The organism is uncultured Limimaricola sp., from assembly GCF_964022235.1.
Lineage (GTDB): Bacteria > Pseudomonadota > Alphaproteobacteria > Rhodobacterales > Rhodobacteraceae > Limimaricola.
Genome location: NZ_CAXHZL010000002.1, coordinates 251,535 through 268,605 on the forward strand (window position 1 = coordinate 251,535; position 17,071 = coordinate 268,605).

General features: G+C 66.6%; 15 protein-coding genes. 6 read left to right on the forward strand and 9 right to left on the reverse strand.

The features are described 5' to 3' along the window. Positions 1-3: 3 nt before the first annotated feature. Complete coding sequence (locus AADJ02_RS03690; protein ID WP_341211636.1) at positions 4-1,209, reverse strand: AI-2E family transporter; 1,206 nt, start codon at positions 1,207-1,209, stop codon at positions 4-6. 128 nt (positions 1,210-1,337) lie between these two features. Here AADJ02_RS03690 and ettA point away from each other — a divergent pair, with 128 nt between their 5' ends. The 3 genes from ettA to AADJ02_RS03705 all read left to right on the forward strand — a co-directional run bounded on the left by ettA (position 1,338) and on the right by AADJ02_RS03705 (position 3,979). Further along, entirely contained in the window at positions 1,338-2,993 is a 1,656-nt protein-coding gene (gene ettA, locus AADJ02_RS03695) for an energy-dependent translational throttle protein EttA (protein WP_341211637.1), read from the forward strand. A 369-nt stretch (positions 2,994-3,362) separates the two neighbouring features. After that, entirely contained in the window at positions 3,363-3,569 is a 207-nt protein-coding gene (locus AADJ02_RS03700; RefSeq protein ID WP_021693403.1) for a cold-shock protein, read from the forward strand. A gap of 209 nt (positions 3,570-3,778) precedes the next feature. Beyond that, the gene (locus tag AADJ02_RS03705; protein ID WP_341211638.1) at positions 3,779-3,979 is read left to right on the forward strand and encodes a hypothetical protein; all 201 of its coding nucleotides are present in this window, start codon (positions 3,779-3,781) and stop codon (positions 3,977-3,979) included. A gap of 24 nt (positions 3,980-4,003) precedes the next feature. Here the strand turns inward: AADJ02_RS03705 and AADJ02_RS03710 are convergent, their stop codons facing one another. The 7 genes from AADJ02_RS03710 to AADJ02_RS03740 form a co-directional block, all read right to left on the reverse strand. Next, positions 4,004-4,354 (reverse strand): H-type lectin domain-containing protein, encoded by a 351-nt coding sequence (locus tag AADJ02_RS03710; protein ID WP_341211639.1) that lies wholly within the window; start codon positions 4,352-4,354, stop codon positions 4,004-4,006. A gap of 71 nt (positions 4,355-4,425) precedes the next feature. Continuing rightward, positions 4,426-4,863, reverse strand: a complete 438-nt coding sequence (locus tag AADJ02_RS03715) for a F0F1 ATP synthase subunit epsilon (RefSeq protein WP_341211640.1) — start codon at positions 4,861-4,863, stop codon at positions 4,426-4,428. A 12-nt stretch (positions 4,864-4,875) separates the two neighbouring features. After that, positions 4,876-6,300, reverse strand: coding sequence for a F0F1 ATP synthase subunit beta (gene atpD, locus AADJ02_RS03720; RefSeq protein WP_341211641.1), 1,425 nt, complete (start codon positions 6,298-6,300; stop codon positions 4,876-4,878). Between the two features lie 22 nt (positions 6,301-6,322). Further along, complete coding sequence (locus tag AADJ02_RS03725) at positions 6,323-7,195, reverse strand: F0F1 ATP synthase subunit gamma (protein WP_341211642.1); 873 nt, start codon at positions 7,193-7,195, stop codon at positions 6,323-6,325. A gap of 30 nt (positions 7,196-7,225) precedes the next feature. Then, positions 7,226-8,764, reverse strand: coding sequence for a F0F1 ATP synthase subunit alpha (atpA, locus tag AADJ02_RS03730; protein WP_341211643.1), 1,539 nt, complete (start codon positions 8,762-8,764; stop codon positions 7,226-7,228). After that, entirely contained in the window at positions 8,764-9,330 is a 567-nt protein-coding gene (locus AADJ02_RS03735; protein ID WP_341211644.1) for a F0F1 ATP synthase subunit delta, read from the reverse strand. Before AADJ02_RS03735 ends, atpA begins: the two co-directional genes overlap by 1 nt. A gap of 237 nt (positions 9,331-9,567) precedes the next feature. After that, positions 9,568-10,329: a hypothetical protein gene (locus AADJ02_RS03740; RefSeq protein ID WP_341211645.1), complete on the reverse strand. Its 762-nt coding sequence runs from the start codon at positions 10,327-10,329 to the stop codon at positions 9,568-9,570. A gap of 95 nt (positions 10,330-10,424) precedes the next feature. On the opposite strand from AADJ02_RS03740, the gene gloB reads away from it, so the two are divergent. From gloB to AADJ02_RS03755, 3 genes are all read left to right on the forward strand, one after another. Then, entirely contained in the window at positions 10,425-11,186 is a 762-nt protein-coding gene (gene gloB, locus AADJ02_RS03745; protein WP_341211646.1) for a hydroxyacylglutathione hydrolase, read from the forward strand. 202 nt (positions 11,187-11,388) lie between these two features. Further along, complete coding sequence (gene clpA, locus AADJ02_RS03750) at positions 11,389-13,719, forward strand: ATP-dependent Clp protease ATP-binding subunit ClpA (protein ID WP_341211647.1); 2,331 nt, start codon at positions 11,389-11,391, stop codon at positions 13,717-13,719. Between the two features lie 177 nt (positions 13,720-13,896). Continuing rightward, a complete protein-coding gene (locus AADJ02_RS03755; protein WP_341211648.1) occupies positions 13,897-14,868 on the forward strand; it encodes a M23 family metallopeptidase in 972 nt (323 codons plus the stop codon). Positions 14,869-14,872: 4 nt separating this feature from the next. Here AADJ02_RS03755 and AADJ02_RS03760 read toward each other — a convergent pair whose 3' ends face one another. Further along, positions 14,873-17,071, reverse strand: a complete 2,199-nt coding sequence (locus AADJ02_RS03760; RefSeq protein WP_341211649.1) for a peptidoglycan -binding protein — start codon at positions 17,069-17,071, stop codon at positions 14,873-14,875.

Genomic DNA, 17,071 nt, shown 5'->3' on the forward strand with positions numbered 1-17,071 from the left:
GCCTCAGGCAGCCCGCGTTGCGCGTTTCTCGGTCCGGTCCGTATCGGTGCCTTCGGTCTTCATCGCCGGATCGCCCGACAGGAACCCGCCGAAGGCCCGCAGCGAGGGGACGTTGTCGCAGATCGCCTTGACCACCACGAGGAACGGCACCGCCAGCACGGCCCCCGGCACGCCCCAGAGCCAGATCCAGAAGGCCACCGTCACAAAGACCGACACGATGTTCAGCTCGAGCCTGCGGCCCACCAGCATCGGCGTGACGAAGTTGCCCTCGATCGTGGTCAGCGCGAAATAGGCCAAGGGCGCGAGCAGCGCATAGGGAACGGTGTCGAACGACACCAGCGCGAAGGCCCCAACGGCGACGGTGCCGATGATCGCACCGATGAAGGGCATGAAGTTCAAAAGGAACGCGAGCGTGCCCCAGACATGCGGCATCGGCAGCCCGAGGATCCACAGCGCCACGCCGATCGACGCCCCGAGTCCCGCGTTGATCACGGTGATCGCACCGAGATAGCGCGAGATCTGCTTTTCCACGTCGCGCACGATGGTCAGCGCGCGTTTCTTGTCGTGCAGCTTGGGCGAGGCCTCGACGATGCGGCGATGATAGAAATCGCCCGAAGCCAGAAGAAACAGCGTCAGGATCATCGCCGCCACCAACGAGGAGCCGACCGAAGCGAGGCTGCCCACCGCCTCGGGGATCATCCCCGACTGGTCGACCACGACCTCGACCTTGTCATCGGCGGCTCCGGCCGCGTCGGCCATCTCGGTCACCTGCTTGCCGACCTCCTGGATCGAGGCGAAGCGGTCCATGACGCCTGCGAGCTTGTCCTGCACCTCGCGGCCGATTTGCGGCGCGCGCGCGGCCATCTCACCGATCGGCCCGCTCAGGAAATAGCCCGCCAAGGCAAAGCCGAGCCCGATGGTCAGCATGAGCAGCACCGCGCTTATGCCCGGCGGGATGCCGATCCGCTGCAGGCCGCGCACGGCGGGGCGCAGCGTCAGGGTCAGCAGGATCGCCAGCACGATCGGCAGCAGCACATCGCGGGCGAAATAGGTCGCGGTGAAGCCCGCGAGCAGGAAGGTGCACAGCATCAACCGGCGGATCTTGCGCAGCTCCGAGAGCCGCTCTTCCGCCAAGTCCAGATGCGGATCCGGCAGGTCTTCGTCGGTTGCCGCCCCGGCAGCGGTGCCGCCCGTCTCGCTCGATGCCACAGCCCGCCACTCCTTTTGCGCAATGCCGCCCAACGTCACGCCGGGGATAGCAGTTCCACGCCTCCCCCGATTGCTACGCCGCGTCCTCGCGCGTATGAGGGGGGCCGATCGCAGACAGGAGAGCCCCGATGGCCAGCTACCAGTACGTCTATCACATGGATGGTGTCTCCAAGACCTATCCCGGCGGCAAGAAGACATTCGAGAACATCCGGCTGAACTTCCTGCCCGGCGTGAAGATCGGTGTCGTCGGCGTCAACGGCGCGGGTAAATCCACGCTGCTCAAGATCATGGCCGGGATCGACAAGGACTTTCAGGGCGAAGCCTGGGCCGCCGAGGGCGCCCGCGTCGGCTACCTGCCGCAGGAGCCCAAGCTCGACGAGACCAAGACCGTGCGCGAGAACGTGATGGAGGGCGTGGCCGCCAAGAAGGCCGTGCTCGATCGCTACAACGAGCTGGCGATGAACTACTCGGACGAGACCGCCGACGAGATGGCCCAGCTGCAGGACGACATCGACGCGCAGAACCTTTGGGATCTCGACGCGCAGATCGACGTCGCGATGGAGGCCCTGCGTTGCCCGCCCGACGACGCGGATGTCTCGACCCTCTCCGGCGGCGAAGCGCGCCGCGTGGCGCTGTGCAAACTGCTGCTCGAAGCGCCGGAGATGCTGCTCTTGGACGAGCCGACCAACCACCTCGACGCCGAGACCATCGCCTGGCTGCAAAACCACCTGATCGAGTACAAGGGCACGATTCTCGTCGTGACCCACGACCGCTACTTCCTCGACGACATCACCAGTTGGATCCTCGAACTCGACCGTGGCCGGGGCCTGCCCTACGAAGGCAACTACTCGAGCTGGCTGGAACAGAAGGCCAAGCGTCTCGAGCAGGAGGCCCGCGAGGACAAGTCCAAGCAGAACACGCTGCAGCGCGAGCTCGAGTGGATGCGGCAGGGTCAGAAGGCGCGTCAGGCCAAGTCCAAGGCCCGGATCAGCGCCTATAACGATCTGGCCAGCCAGTCCGAGCGCGAGCGCGTGGGCAAGGCCCAGATCGTGATCCCCAACGGCCCGCGTCTCGGCGGCAAGGTGATCGAGGTCGAAGGCCTCAAGAAGGCGATGGGCGACAAGCTCCTGATCGAAGATCTGGAATTCTCGCTGCCGCCGGGTGGCATCGTCGGCGTGATCGGACCCAACGGCGCCGGCAAATCGACGCTGTTCAAGATGCTCACCGGGCAAGAGCAGCCCGACGACGGCAAGATCGAGTTCGGCGACACGGTGAAGCTCTCCTACGTCGATCAGAGCCGCGACGACCTCGAGCCGAACGCCACCGTCTGGGAGGCGATCTCGGGTGGTGCCGAGGTGATCGAGCTCGGCGACGCTTCGATGAACTCCCGTGCCTATTGCGGCGCCTTCAACTTCAAGGGCGGCGACCAGCAGAAGAAGGTCAGCCTGCTGTCGGGCGGTGAGCGCAACCGCGTACACATGGCGCGGCTCCTGAAGGACGGCGGCAACGTGCTGCTGCTTGACGAGCCGACCAACGATCTCGACGTGGAAACGCTGCGGGCGCTCGAAGATGCGCTGGTGGATTTCGCGGGCTGCGCGGTGGTGATCAGCCACGACCGCTTTTTCCTCGACCGGATCTGCACCCATATTCTCGCCTTCGAGGGAGAGGCGCATGTGGAGTGGTTCCAAGGCAACTTCGCCGACTACGAGGAGGACAAGAAGCGCCGCCTCGGGGCCGATGCGCTGGAACCCAAGCGGGTCAAGTTCAAGAAGTTCACACGCTGAGACGGACGGGCGGGGACAAGTCTCCGCCCTTTTTCAATGGGCGGCAGGTGGCCCAAGCCTGAAACGGCAGTCCGCACTTTGTGGGCGACAGGCCCCCTCCTCGGCTTGCGCGCGAATCGCTTTGTCCCCTCTCCGCCCGGACCGAGGCGCCTTCAGTTGTTGCCTGCAACCCTACTCGGCGGTGATCCGCCATTCTGGCAGGACACGGCGAAACAACTTGCCATCGTGGCCTCGCGGCCTCATACGGCCCATGCGAACGTTATTCCCTCGACCACTGTTCTCCGTCACTGGCTGCAGTTCTCTCGATGCGACACTGACCAAGCCGGGCTGCCGCAGTTTCGTGGGCAGCGCATGACAGGAGATCACACGATGGCCACTGGCACCGTGAAATGGTTCAACACCACCAAAGGCTTCGGCTTCATTGCTCCCGATGGCGGCAGCAAGGACGTCTTCGTCCACATCTCGGCCGTCGAGCGTTCGGGCCTCACCGGCCTGCGTGACGACCAGAAAGTCAGCTTCGACATCGAATCCGGCCGTGACGGCCGCGAATCGGCGATCAACCTGAAGCTCGCCTAAGACACTCGCGGTTCGCCGCGCGGTCTTTTACGCCCCGGACGCAGCCGCGTCTGGGGCGTTTTCGTCACGTAAGACGCTACAGTCGTCTACACCGACCTATTTATTCCCGCTCAACGTCTGCCACGCTATCATCATCGGCACACCGCTTCCTGGCCACATTGCTGCCGGATTCAGACCCGATGGTCGAGACATAGCGCAGGAGAGAGCATATGGGCACGATCTTCATTATCCTCGGCAGCCTTGTCGGATTTGTCGTCGCCGTGATTTCGGTCGCGACCGGAGCCCTGCCGCTTATGGCCGGTTTGGCCGTGTGGATCGCCTCTGGCCCGATCTCGGCACTGGCTTACATGTTCATCATGCCGGCGCTGCGCGCGCTGCACCGCATGAGCCCGAGCCAGAACCTCGCCTGATCCCTCTCCGGGCGACGCCCTCGGTCAGCCGACCTCCCACATTTCGTCGTCCCGGCAGGCCCCGAAGGCCAGCCACGCCACACGCACACGCGCGATCCGGCTGTCGCTCCAGGTCCGCACCCTGAGCGTGAAGCCCTTCTGATCGATTTCTTCCGCCCCGACATCAAGCCGCGTCGCGGCCTCTGCGGCCACGTCCCACATCGTGACGCTGACATGCACGATGGGCGGCAGCGCGAAGGCCACTTCGAAGGGGATTCTGGTGCGCACCTCGCGTGTGCCCGTACCAACCCACATGGGCCCGTTGTTCTCAAAGTCCGAAAACGGCGTCACCTCGCCTTGGTCGATGCCGAAATTGCCTTGAAAGTATTGCGCCATTCCGTCAGTTCCTCCCGAAACGCCAAAGGCCCCGCGATTGCGGGGCCTTTGCTGTTAGCCAGTCCAATTCGTCAGAAATTGGGCTGTTTCGGATCAAGTCCGATATGCGTGCCGACGGCGACCATGTCGGCGAGAAGCTTCGCCGTGTCATCCACCGGGCCGGGCTCATTCTCGAACTTCACCTGCGCGTCGCGATGCGCGGCGGCGAACTCCTCGATCATGCCGTCGAACACCTCCTGCGTGACCTCGCCGCGCGGATGCGCGCGCTCGGCCAGCACGGAGACGCTGTCGGGGCCGATCTCGGCGAAACCGCCGGAGATCACGTAGTCATCGGTGCCGCCCTGATGCACGACCTGCAACAGGCCGGGACGCAGGGTGGTGATGGTGGGCGTGTGGCCCGCCATCGCCGTCAGGTCACCGTCGGTGCCCGGAATGCGCACCTCGGTCGCCGTCACGGAAGCGAGCTTCCGTTCCGGGCTGACCAGGTCGAATTGCAGCGTGTCGGCCATGAAGCCCTCCTATCAGGCCGCCGCAGCGGCCATTTTCTCGGCCTTGGCCTTCACGTCCTCGATGCCACCGACCATGTAGAAGGCCGATTCCGGCAGGTGGTCGTATTCGCCGGCAACCACCGCCTTGAAGGACGAGATGGTCTCTTCGAGCGGCACCTGGATGCCGTCGGAGCCGGTGAACACCTTGGCCACGTCGAAGGGCTGCGACAGGAAGCGCTGGATCTTGCGGGCGCGCGACACGGTCAGCTTGTCCTCTTCGGACAGCTCGTCCATCCCGAGGATGGCGATGATGTCCTGCAGCGACTTGTAACGCTGCAGGATGCCCTGCACGTCACGCGCGACCTGGTAGTGCTCTTCGCCGACGACCGCGGGGTCCATCAGGCGCGAGGTCGAGTCGAGCGGGTCCACGGCCGGGTAGATCCCGAGCTCGGAGATCGCGCGGTTGAGCACGGTGGTCGCGTCGAGGTGCGCAAACGAGGTGGCCGGCGCGGGGTCGGTCATGTCGTCGGCGGGCACGTAGATCGCCTGCACCGAGGTGATCGAGCCGTTCTTGGTCGAGGTGATCCGCTCCTGCAGCGCGCCCATGTCGGTCGCCAGCGTCGGCTGGTAGCCCACGGCCGAGGGAATGCGGCCCAGCAGCGCCGAAAGCTCGGAGCCGGCCTGGGTGAAACGGAAGATGTTGTCGACGAAGAACAGCACGTCGGTGCCGGACTGGTCGCGGAACTGCTCGGCGAGGGTCAGACCGGTCAGGGCGACGCGGGCACGCGCACCCGGCGGCTCGTTCATCTGGCCGTAGACCAGCGCCACCTGGGATTCGCCCAGAGCGTCGGGCTTGATGACGTTGGATTCGATCATCTCGTGGTAGAGGTCGTTGCCCTCACGGGTCCGCTCGCCCACGCCGGCGAACACGGAGTATCCCGAGTGCACCTTGGCGATGTTGTTGATCAGCTCCATGATGAGCACGGTCTTGCCCACGCCGGCGCCGCCGAACAGGCCGATCTTGCCGCCCTTGGCGTAGGGGGCCAGCAGGTCGATGACCTTGATGCCGGTGACGAGGATCTCCGAGCTGGTCGACTGCTCGGCGAAGGTCGGCGCATCGGCGTGGATCGGGCGGAATTCGCTCGCCTCGACCGGGCCCTTTTCGTCGATCGGCTCGCCGATGACGTTGAGGATGCGCCCGAGCGTCGCGTTGCCGACCGGCACCGAGATCGGCTTGCCGGTGTCGAGCACGGCCGCGCCGCGGACGAGACCTTCGGTCGCGTCCATAGCGATGGTGCGAACCGTGTTCTCACCCAGATGCTGGGCCACTTCGAGAACCAGCTTCTTGCCGTTGTTTTCCGTGGTCAGGGCGTTGAGGATCTCCGGAAGGTGATCCCCGAACTGCACGTCCACGACGGCGCCGATGACCTGGGTCACTTTGCCTTGTGCTGCTGCCATGTGTTGTACTCCGGTTCTCTCTTTAGAGCGCTTCGGCGCCCGAAATGATTTCGATCAGCTCGTTGGTGATGACCGCCTGACGCGAACGGTTGTACTGGATCGTCAGCTTGTCGATCATCTCGCCCGCGTTGCGGGTCGCGTTGTCCATCGCGCTCATCCGGGCACCCTGTTCGGACGCTGCGTTCTCGAGCAGCGCCGCAAAGATCTGCGTCGCGACACCGCGCGGCAGCAGATCCGCGAGGATTTCCTCCTCGCCGGGCTCATAGTCGTAAAGCGCCGTGTCGGCCTCGTCCCCGCCCTCGAAATGGGCCGGGATGATCTGCTGCGCGGTCGGGATCTGGGTGATCACATTGCGGAACCGCGCATAGAAGATCGTCGCCACGTCGAACTCGTCCGCCTCAAAGCGGCCGAGCACGTCGCGTGCGATGTCCTGCGCGTTGGCGTAGCCCACGCGCTTGACCTCGGTGAGATCGACATGGCCCACGAAATGCTTGCCGTAGTCACGGCGCAGCATCTCGCGGCCTTTCTTGCCGACGGTGAGAATCTTCACCGTCTTGCCCTGCGCCAGCAGCTCGCTGGCCCGGATGCGCGCCTTGCGCACGATCGAGCCGTTGAAGCCGCCGCAGAGCCCGCGCTCGGCGGTCATGACGACGAGCAGGTGCACGTCCTCCTTGCCGGTGCCGGCAAGGAGACGCGGTGCCCCGTCCGAGCCGCCCACGGAGGAGGCGAGCCCGGCCATCACGGCGTCGAACCGCTCGGCATAGGGGCGCGCCGCTTCGGCGGCGTCCTGGGCGCGACGGAGCTTTGCCGCCGCGACCATCTGCATCGCCTTGGTGATCTTGCGGGTCGATTTGACCGACGCGATCCGGTTCTTGAGGTCCTTCAGACTAGGCATCGGCCAGCCTCCCTAGTTCCGTGGCTGGTTTCAGGCGAAGTCCTTGGCGAAGGCATCGAGCGACTTGCGGATACGCGCCTCGGCATCGCCCTTGATCTTCGGGTCCTCGGTGGTGATCCAGTCGAGCAGCTCGCGATCGTTGGTGCGCAGGTGCTTGAGCAGACCGGTCTCGAAACGACCGACGTCCTTGACGGCGATCTTGTCGAGGTAGCCCTGAGTACCGGCGAAGATCACGCAGACGATCTCGGCATTGGTCAGCGGCGAGTACTGCGGCTGCTTCATCAGCTCGGTCAGACGCGCGCCACGGTTCAGCAGCTGCTGGGTCGAGGCGTCGAGGTCGGAGCCGAACTGCGCGAAGGCGGCCATCTCGCGGTACTGAGCGAGCTCGAGCTTCACCGGACCGGCGACCGACTTCATCGAGTTGGTCTGGGCCGAGGAGCCGACGCGGCTCACCGACAGACCGGTGTTCACCGCGGGACGGATGCCCTGGTAGAACAGTTCGGTCTCGAGGAAGATCTGGCCGTCGGTGATCGAGATCACGTTGGTCGGGATAAAGGCCGACACGTCGCCGCCCTGCGTCTCGATGATCGGCAGCGCGGTCAGCGAACCGGCACCGTGATCCTCGTTCAGCTTGGCCGAACGCTCGAGCAGGCGCGAGTGGAGATAGAACACGTCGCCCGGGTAGGCTTCGCGGCCCGGCGGGCGGCGCAGCAGCAGCGACATCTGGCGGTACGACACGGCCTGCTTGGAGAGGTCATCGTAGATGATGAGCGCGTGCTTGCCGTTGTCGCGGAAGTACTCGGCCATAGCGGTCGCGGCGTAGGGGGCCAGGAACTGCATGGGGGCCGGGTCGGAGGCGGTGGCCGCCACGACGACCGAATACTCGATCGCGCCGGTTTCCTCGAGCTTCTTCACCAGCTGCGCCACGGTCGAGCGCTTCTGGCCGATGGCCACGTAGATGCAGTAGAGCTTCTTGCTCTCATCGTCGCCGGCGGCGTCGTTGTAGCTCTTCTGGTTCAGCACGGTGTCGAGCGCCACGGCGGTCTTGCCGGTCTGACGGTCGCCGATGATCAGCTCGCGCTGGCCACGGCCGATCGGGATCATGGCGTCGATCGACTTGAGGCCGGTCGGCATCGGCTCGTGCACGGATTTGCGCGGGATGATGCCCGGCGCCTTGACGTCGGCGACGCGGCGCTCGGAGGAAACGACCGGACCCTTGCCGTCGAGCGGGTTGCCCAGACCATCCACGACGCGGCCCAGAAGGCCCATGCCGGCGGGAACGTCCACGATCGAGTTGGTGCGCTTGACGACGTCACCTTCCTTGATGTCGCGGTCGGAGCCGAAGATCACGCAGCCGACGTTGTCGGTCTCGAGGTTCAGCGCCATGCCCTGGATGCCGCCCGGAAACTCGACCATCTCGCCGGCCTGGACGTTGTCGAGGCCGTGGACGCGGGCGATGCCGTCACCGACGGAGAGCACGCGACCAACCTCTGCGACCTCGGCCTCCTGGCCGAAATTCTTGATCTGGTCCTTCAGGATCGCGGAGATTTCCGCAGCTTGGATCGCCATTATCCGACCTCTTTCATGGTGTTCTGGAGTGCCTGGAGCTTCGAACGGATCGACGTGTCGATCATCTTCGAGCCCAGCTTGACGACGAGACCGCCGATGAGGCTTTCATCCACGGTCTGATTGATCTTCACCTCGCGGCCCGCGCTCTCCTTGAGAGCGGCGGCCAGCGCGGTCTTTTGCTTGTCGGACAGCGCCTTGGCGGTGGTGACGTCGGCGGTCACCTCGCCGCGGGCCTCGGCCAGCATCTCGTCGAGCGTGCGCAGCATGTAGGGCAGCACGAAGAGGCGGCGCTTGGAGGCCATGAGCCCCAGCACGTTGGTGGTGGTCTGCGAGAGCCCCATCTTCGCGGCGATCGCGGCGATGGCCCGGCCCTGCTCGTCACGGCTGTAGACTGGCGAGGAAATCAGGTCGCGGAACTCCGCGCTCTCGGCCAGTGCTGCGCGCAGCGCGTCGACGTCGGACGTCAGGGCGGCGAGATCATCGCCTTCCCGCGCCAGGTCGAACACGGCCGTGGCATAGCGCTGGGCAATGCCGGTTGAGATCGATGCTGGTTCGGACACGTCCACCCTTCCGCAGTCTTGGGCCCGGCAATTCCGCGCCCCAGAGACAGGCGGCGGTCGGGCAGCTTGCAAGGCCCTCGTGCGAGCGAAGGCCGTCAAAATCAGGGGCGATGTAGCAGAGCGGTCCGGGTGTCGCAACCGCCTTGAAGCCCGTGACACCCCCCTCTTGTCCCTAGGTCACAAGGTCTCGGGGGGTGTGACAATTTGCCCATGCCGCAAAGCGCTTGGCGGGCCCTGCCCGGCTCAGCGCCGGCGCGACGGCTCGGGCACCGGCGCGCCGATCCCCTCGAGCACGCGCAAGGGCCGTTTCACCGCTGCGGTCAGCCCCGGACGGCTCGGGGCCGCGACCTGCTTTGAGGCCTCGACCATCAGCACGCCGCCGGTGTTGAGGATCGGCATGTGCCGCCCGACCTTTTCCAGAAACGCCGCCGAGCGGCGCCAGCCGCGTCGCAGGCTCGGCGGCCGGTAGAGCGCCGAGATCGCCCGCTCGGTGACGAAGCGATGGCGGCGCAGCTGCGCTTCGAGCTGGCCCAGCGAATAGGGTCGCCCGTAGCCGAAGGGCGTGGCGTCTGAGCGCGACCACAGCCCCGCGCGGTTGGGTACCACGAAGACCGCCTTGCCGCCCGGCCCGAGACTGCGCCAGCATTCCTCCAAGAGCGCGCCTGCGTGCTCGGAGGTCTCGAGCCCGTGCATCAAGACCAGCCGGTCCACTTGGCCGGTGCGCAAAGGCCAGAGCGTTTCCTCGCACAGCACCGAGACATTGGGCTGGCCCGCGGGCCAGGGCATCACCCCCTGTGGCCCCGGCATCAGCCCGATCACCCGGCGCGCATCCGGAAGATAGGGGCGCAGCAGGGGCACGGCAAAGCCGTAACCCGCCACCGTCTGCCCCTGCACATGCGACACCGGCCACCATTCGACGAGTTGGTCGCGGATCACCTTTTGCGCCGCCCGCCCCAGCGCGCTGCGATAATAGAAGTTGCGCAGGTCGAGCACGTCCAGATGCATTGAGGGCCTGCGGTCCTTTTATCAGAAATCACGAGCCGGAATAGGAAGTCAGCCTAGCTCCGTGTTACCATAGCAACCAAACCACGGGTGCCGCCATGCCTCTCGAACTTCTCACCGTTGCGTGCCTCTCAGACAACTATGCGTATCTGCTGCATGACGCAGGCTCGGGGCGCACGGCGCTCGTCGACGCGCCGGAGGCCGCGCCGATCAGGGCCGCGCTCGACGCGCATGGCTGGACGCTCTCGGATATCCTGATCACGCATCACCATGACGACCATGTCGCGGGCCTGGCCGAATTACGCGGCGCAGCGCGGGTGATCGGGGCGCGCGCCGATGCGCATCGCCTGCCGCCGCTCGACCTTGCGGTGGCCCCCGGCGCGCCGCTCGAGGTATTAGGCGAGCCGGTCGAGGTGATCGACGTGCCGGGCCACACGCTGGGCCATATCGCGTTCCACTTTCCGCACAGCGCCATGGCCTTCACCGCCGACAGCCTTATGGCGATGGGCTGCGGGCGCTTGTTCGAGGGCAGCGCCGAACAGATGTGGGACAGCCTGCGCCGCCTGCGCGACCTGCCGGGACGGACTCTGATCTGCTCGGGGCACGAATACACCCAGAGCAACGCCCGCTTCGCCCTGACCATAGAGCCCGACAACGTCGCCCTGCGCGATCGCGCCGCCGACATCGACGCCGCGCGAGCCCAAGGCCGTGCCACGGTGCCCTCGCGATTGTCGGAAGAACGCGCGACGAACCCTTTCTTGCGGGCCGACACGCTCAAGTTGCAGCAAGCGATCGGGCTCGAAGGACAGCCCCCCGCGCAGGTCTTTGCGGAAATTCGGCGCAGGAAAGACCGCTTCTGAACTATTTCGCGGCGCGGGGGCAACGGATTGTGAGCGGCTGGCATGCAAAGAACACAGCTGCGTGACGTAGCGGCCCCCGAACCATGGTTTTTGTGAGTTTTAACTTGAAGCGCGGCCGATAAACCCGATCTTTAACTACAGAGGCCACGGTCATGGCGGGGCACCCAACCGCCCGGACCCCCGATCAGAGGAGCACATCATCGTGCCGTCTTTTTCGACCACTCTCGAGCAGTCCATCCATGCGGCGCTGGCTCTGGCCAATGCCCGCCGCCACGAACTCGCGACCCTCGAACACCTCCTGCTGGCCTTGATCGAGGAACCTGACGCCGCCCGCGTGATGCGCGCCTGTGCCGTCGATCTCGAAGAGCTGCGCAAGTCGCTTGAGGATTTCATCGAGGACGATCTCTCCACCCTCGTCACCGACGTCGACGGCTCCGAAGCCGTCCCCACCGCTGCGTTCCAGCGCGTGATCCAGCGCGCCGCGATCCATGTGCAATCTTCTGGTCGTACCGAGGTCACCGGCGCCAATGTGCTCGTGGCGATCTTTGCCGAGCGTGAGAGCAACGCCGCCTATTTCCTGCAAGAGCAGGACATGACCCGCTACGACGCGGTCAACTTCATCGCGCATGGTCAGGCCAAGGATCCGGCTTTCGGCGAAAGCCGTCCCATTACCGGTGCCACTGAAAAGGACGAGGAGGGCGAAACCGCCTCGGCTGGTGGTTCGAACGAGGAAAAGGATTCGGCGCTTGCGAAATACTGCGTCGATCTCAATGCCAAATCCCGCAAGGGCGACGTCGATCCTCTGATCGGTCGCGAGCATGAGGTCGAGCGCTGCATCCAGGTGCTCTGCCGCCGTCGCAAGAACAACCCGCTGCTGGTCGGCGATCCCGGCGTCGGCAAGACCGCCATCGCGGAAGGCCTCGCCTGGAAGATCGTCGAGGGCGCGGTGCCCGAGGTGCTCTCCGAAGCCACGATCTACAGCCTCGACATGGGCGCTCTGCTCGCCGGGACCCGCTACCGCGGCGATTTCGAAGAGCGGCTAAAGGCGGTGATGACCGAGATGGAAAACCACCCCGACGCGGTGCTCTTCATCGACGAGATCCACACCGTGATCGGTGCCGGTGCCACTTCGGGCGGTGCTATGGATGCGTCGAACCTGCTGAAGCCCGCGCTTCAGGGCGGCAAGCTGCGCTGCATGGGGTCGACCACCTACAAGGAGTTCCGCCAGCACTTCGAAAAGGACCGCGCCCTGTCGCGCCGGTTCCAGAAGATCGACGTGAACGAGCCTTCGGTCGAGGACGCGGTGAAAATCCTCAAGGGACTCAAGCCCTATTTCGAGGATCACCACCAGATCAAGTACACCGCCGACGCGATCAAGATGGCGGTGGAGCTTTCGGCCCGCTACATCAACGACCGCAAGCTGCCCGACAAGGCGATCGACGTGATTGACGAAGCCGGAGCGGCGCAGCATCTCGTCACCGAGAGCAAGCGGCGCAAGACCATCGGCACCAAGGAGATCGAGGCCGTCATCGCCAAGATCGCCCGCATCCCTCCCAAGAACGTCTCCAAGGATGACGCCGAGGTGCTCAAGGATCTCGAGCCCGCGCTCAAGCGCGTGGTGTTCGGACAGGACGACGCGATCACGGCCCTCAGTTCGGCGATCAAGCTGGCCCGCGCCGGCCTGCGCGAGCCGGAAAAACCGATCGGCAACTACCTCTTCGCCGGCCCCACCGGCGTCGGCAAGACCGAGGTGGCCAAGCAGCTCGCCTCGACGCTGGGCGTCGAGATGCTGCGCTTCGACATGTCGGAATACATGGAGAAGCACGCGGTGAGCCGTCTGATCGGCGCGCCTCCGGGCTATGTCGGCTTCGATCAGGGCGGTCTTCTGACCGATGGCGTCGACCAGCATCCGCATTGCGTGCTGCTGCTCGACGAGATCGAGAAGGCGCATCCGGACGTGTTCAACATCCTTTTGCAGGTGATGGACCACGGCAAGCTGACCGACCACAACGGCCGGGCGGTGGATTTCCGGAACGTGATCCTGATCATGACCTCGAACGCAGGTGCCGCCGAGCAGGCCAAGGAAGCGATTGGCTTTGGCCGGGCGCGGCGCGAGGGCGAGGACACGGCCGCGATCGAGCGGACCTTCACGCCCGAATTCCGCAACCGTCTCGACGCGGTGATCTCCTTTGCGCCGCTGGCGCCGGAGACGATCGTCTCGGTGGTTGAGAAGTTCGTGCTGCAACTCGAGGCGCAGCTGATGGACCGCAACGTCCATATCGAGCTGACCCGCGAGGCGGGCGAATGGCTGGCGGACAAGGGGTATGACGCCAAGATGGGTGCGCGTCCTCTGGGCCGTGTGATCCAGGAGCACATCAAGAAGCCGCTCGCCGAGGAGCTTCTGTTCGGCCAGCTAACCAAGGGCGGTCTCGTCAAGGTCGGCGTCAAGGACGACAAGATCGTGCTCACCTTCGAGCAACCGGGGACCAAGCGTCTGTCGGGCAACCGCCCGCCGCTGCTCACTGCCGACTGATCAGGCACCCCTCCCACGGCGATACAATTCCGACGCGCGGCCCCTTCCCCGGGGCCGCGCGTTTCTTTTGGCGTGACCCCGCCGCGCCGCCGCTCGGTCGCTGGACGCCTGCCCTGCCCTGCGCCACGCTTGCGCCAATCGCGCGACCCAGCGCCCGCATGCAACAGGAGCGCCGCCATGACCCGCCCCCTTGTCTTCGCCCTTGCCCTCGCCCCCAGCGCGATCTCTGCCCAAGAGGCCCCGTTTCGCCTCGCCCTGCCGATCGACTGCACCCCGGGCGAGGATTGCTTCATCCAGAACTATGTCGATGCGGATCCCGGACCGGAGGCCGCCGATTTCACCTGCGGACCGCTGAGCTACGACGATCACAAGGGCACCGACATCCGCGTGGCGACGATTGCGCAACAGCGCGAGGGGGTCGACGTTCTGGCCGCCGCTCCCGGCGTGGTGCTTGGCCTGCGCGACGAAATGCCCGACATCCTGCAAGGCTGGGACGGCGCGCCGGAATTGAACGGGCGCGATTGCGGCAACGGTGTCAGCATCGCCCACGACGGCGGGTGGGAGACGCAGTACTGCCATATGGCGCGCGGTTCGGTCGCGGTAAAACCGGGCGACCGGGTGGAGACGGGCGCGCGGCTGGGCTCGGTCGGGCTTTCGGGCCAGAGCCAGTTTCCGCACCTGCACCTTTCGGTGCGCAAGGACGGCGTTGAGATCGACCCCTTCGACCCCGACGACACCGCCACCTGCGGCGACACGACCCCCGCCGACACGCTATGGGACACGCCCCCGGCCTATCTGCCGGGCGGGCTGCTCGATGCGGGCTTTGCCCCCGGCGTGCCGGACTGGTTCGACATTCAGGCCGGAGAGGCCGACGCCGAGGTCACGTCGCAGTCGCCCCTCGTGATCTGGGGCTATGCCTTTGGCGCCCGGGCCGGGGATACCCTGCGCCTCACCGTGACGGGGCCGCAGGGCAGCGTGATCGATGACGTGGTGCCGTTGGACAAGACGCAGGCGCAGCTGTTTCGCGCCAACGGGCGGCGCGCGCCCGAGGAGGGCTGGGCCGAAGGGGACTATGTAGGGCGGGTCGCCCTTATGCGCGATGGCGAGATGTTGGGCGAACGCGAGGTGCCGCTCAGCATCGGCGACTGATCTCTCACCGCTCGGTCAGCTTCAGCTCGATCCGCCGGTTGCGCGCCCGTGCTTCGGCCGTGTCCGATGGGTCGAGCGGCTGGTATTCGCCAAAGCCGTTGGCGGCGAGGCGGCCGGGCGGGATGCCCTCCTCCTCGCTCATGTAGCGCACCACCGACAGCGCCCGCGCCTGGCTCAGCTCCCAGTTGTCTGCGTAGCGGCCCCCGCGGATCGGGATGTCATCGGTGTGGCCGTCGACGCGGATCACCCAGTCGATGCCCGGCGGGATTTCCGCGCCGATCCGACGCAGCAGCGCCGCCACCTTGGCGATCTCGGCCTTACCCGCCTCCGACAGCGTCGCCTCGCCCTGCCCGAACAGCACCTCCGAGGAGAACACGAACCGGTCGCCTGCGATGCGCACGCCCTCCTGCCCCTCGAGCATGCCGCGCAACTCGCCAAAGAAGTTCGAGCGATAGCGCTCCAGGTTTTCGGCCTCGGCGGCGAGGCGCTCTGTCTCCTCCTCAAGCCTGCGACGCTCCTCTTCCTCGAGCTCGCGGCGGCGGCGTTCCTCGGCAGCGGCGCGGGCGAGCGCCGAGTTGAGCTGGCGGCCCAGATCGTCGATCTCGGCTTCGGCCACGGCTTCGGTGGTTTCGGCCTGCCCCAGCAGGCTGCGCAACTCGGCCACGTCCTCGCGCAGTGCCGCCACCTGCGCGTTGAGCGCGGCCATGCGGCGCTGCGCCTCGACCGAGGCGCCCTCTTCCTGAGACAGAGCAGCCCGCGCCGTGGCCAGCAGGGCCGCGCGGCGCTCGGCCTCGCTGCCCTGTCGTGTGGCCTCCTCGCGGGCGGAGGCGAGATCGGCCAACGCCTGGGCCAGCCGCGATTCGATCTCCGCACGGTCCTGTTCGGTCTCGCTGCGGTCCTGGGACAGGGTTTCGGCACGGGCCTCGGCGGCCTCACGCGCCGAGATCGCATCGGCAAGTCGATCAGCGAGATCGGCGCGACCGAGTTCGGCCTGTTCTCCGGCGGCGCGCGCGGCCTCGGCTTCGGCGCGGGCCGCGTCGCGGTCGATCACGGCGGCCGCCAGCCGCGACTGCAGCTCGGCCTCGGTGGTCTCGCCTTGCGCCAGCGCGGCCTCGAGCTCGGCGCGCACCGCGTCGAGATCCGCCTCGCCCATGTCGCGCGCGGCCAGCGCGGCGGCAAGGCGGGTCGACAGGTCGCCGGCTTCGGCCTGTGCCTGCGTCAGGGCCGCGCGGGCCTCCTCCAGATCGCCTTCGGTCTGACGCACCAGATCGAGGGCGGCGGCGAGGCGGGCGTCGAGCCCTTCGCCGCTGCGCAACGCACGGGTGAGCGCGTTCTGGCTCTCGGAGCGGGCCAGCACCGCCTCGGCCAGCGCCCGGTCGAGATCGTCGCGCGCGGCCTCGGCGGCGGCCAAGAGCGTCAGCGTCTCCTCGGCCTCGCGCCGCTTGTCCTCGAGCGCCAGCGTCATCGTCGACAGTTCGGCGTCGGCATCCTCGAGGCGGTCGCGCAGCCGCTGTGCCGCGGCGGCGTCAACCAACCGGTCGGCTTCGAGCGTGGTGATCGCCTCGGCGTCGGCCTCGGCCCCGGCCTCAAGGTCTGCGACAAGCGCTTCCAACGCCTCGCGCCGCGCCGCCGCCAGACGCGCGGCTTCGGTCTGCGCGTCGATTTCGGCGCGCGCGGAGGCCAGCGCGAGGGCGGCGGCATCGCGTGCGCCCTCGGCCTCGCCCGCGCGGTCGCGCTCGGCGGTCAAGTCCTGCTCCAGCCCGGCGATCCGATCCTGCGCCTCGGTCCGAGCCGCCAGAAGCGCCGCGACCCGGGCTTCGAAATCGCTGATCTGCGCGCGCGCCCCCTCCAACGCGTCGGCCTGCGCCTCGCGCTCAGCCGTTAGAGTCGCGATCCGGTCCGACTGTGCCTCGGCCCGCGCGCGCGCCTGCGCCAGCTGATCGCTCAGCCCGGTGATTTCGCGGTCGAGCTCGCCGCCCCGCGCCCGCTCTAGCCCCAGCACCGCTCCGAGACGCTCGACCTCGGCCCCCAGCGCATCGAGTTCGCTCTCCTGTCCGGTGATGGTGTCGCGCAGCACGAACTGCATCACGGTGAAGATCGTCAGCACGAACATCAAGACGAGGAGCAGCCCGGTCATCGCATCGACGAAACCGGGCCAGATCGAGGACTGGAAGCGGTTGGAGCTGCGGCGCTTGAGGCCCAT

Bases quoted from the DNA above. Each gene is read 5' to 3' on its own strand.
- ettA (WP_341211637.1), top strand. From the start codon at position 1,338: ATGGCCAGCTACCAGTACGTCTATCACATGGATGGTGTCTCCAAGACC.
- AADJ02_RS03700 (WP_021693403.1), top strand. From the start codon at position 3,363: ATGGCCACTGGCACCGTGAAATGGTTCAACACCACCAAAGGCTTCGGC.
- AADJ02_RS03705 (WP_341211638.1), top strand. From the start codon at position 3,779: ATGGGCACGATCTTCATTATCCTCGGCAGCCTTGTCGGATTTGTCGTC.
- AADJ02_RS03710 (WP_341211639.1), bottom strand. From the start codon at position 4,354: ATGGCGCAATACTTTCAAGGCAATTTCGGCATCGACCAAGGCGAGGTG.
- AADJ02_RS03715 (WP_341211640.1), bottom strand. From the start codon at position 4,863: ATGGCCGACACGCTGCAATTCGACCTGGTCAGCCCGGAACGGAAGCTC.
- atpD (WP_341211641.1), bottom strand. From the start codon at position 6,300: ATGGCAGCAGCACAAGGCAAAGTGACCCAGGTCATCGGCGCCGTCGTG.
- AADJ02_RS03725 (WP_341211642.1), bottom strand. From the start codon at position 7,195: ATGCCTAGTCTGAAGGACCTCAAGAACCGGATCGCGTCGGTCAAATCG.
- atpA (WP_341211643.1), bottom strand. From the start codon at position 8,764: ATGGCGATCCAAGCTGCGGAAATCTCCGCGATCCTGAAGGACCAGATC.
- AADJ02_RS03740 (WP_341211645.1), bottom strand. From the start codon at position 10,329: ATGCATCTGGACGTGCTCGACCTGCGCAACTTCTATTATCGCAGCGCG.
- gloB (WP_341211646.1), top strand. From the start codon at position 10,425: ATGCCTCTCGAACTTCTCACCGTTGCGTGCCTCTCAGACAACTATGCG.
- AADJ02_RS03755 (WP_341211648.1), top strand. From the start codon at position 13,897: ATGACCCGCCCCCTTGTCTTCGCCCTTGCCCTCGCCCCCAGCGCGATC.
- AADJ02_RS03760 (WP_341211649.1), bottom strand. From the start codon at position 17,071: ATGGGCCTCAAGCGCCGCAGCTCCAACCGCTTCCAGTCCTCGATCTGG.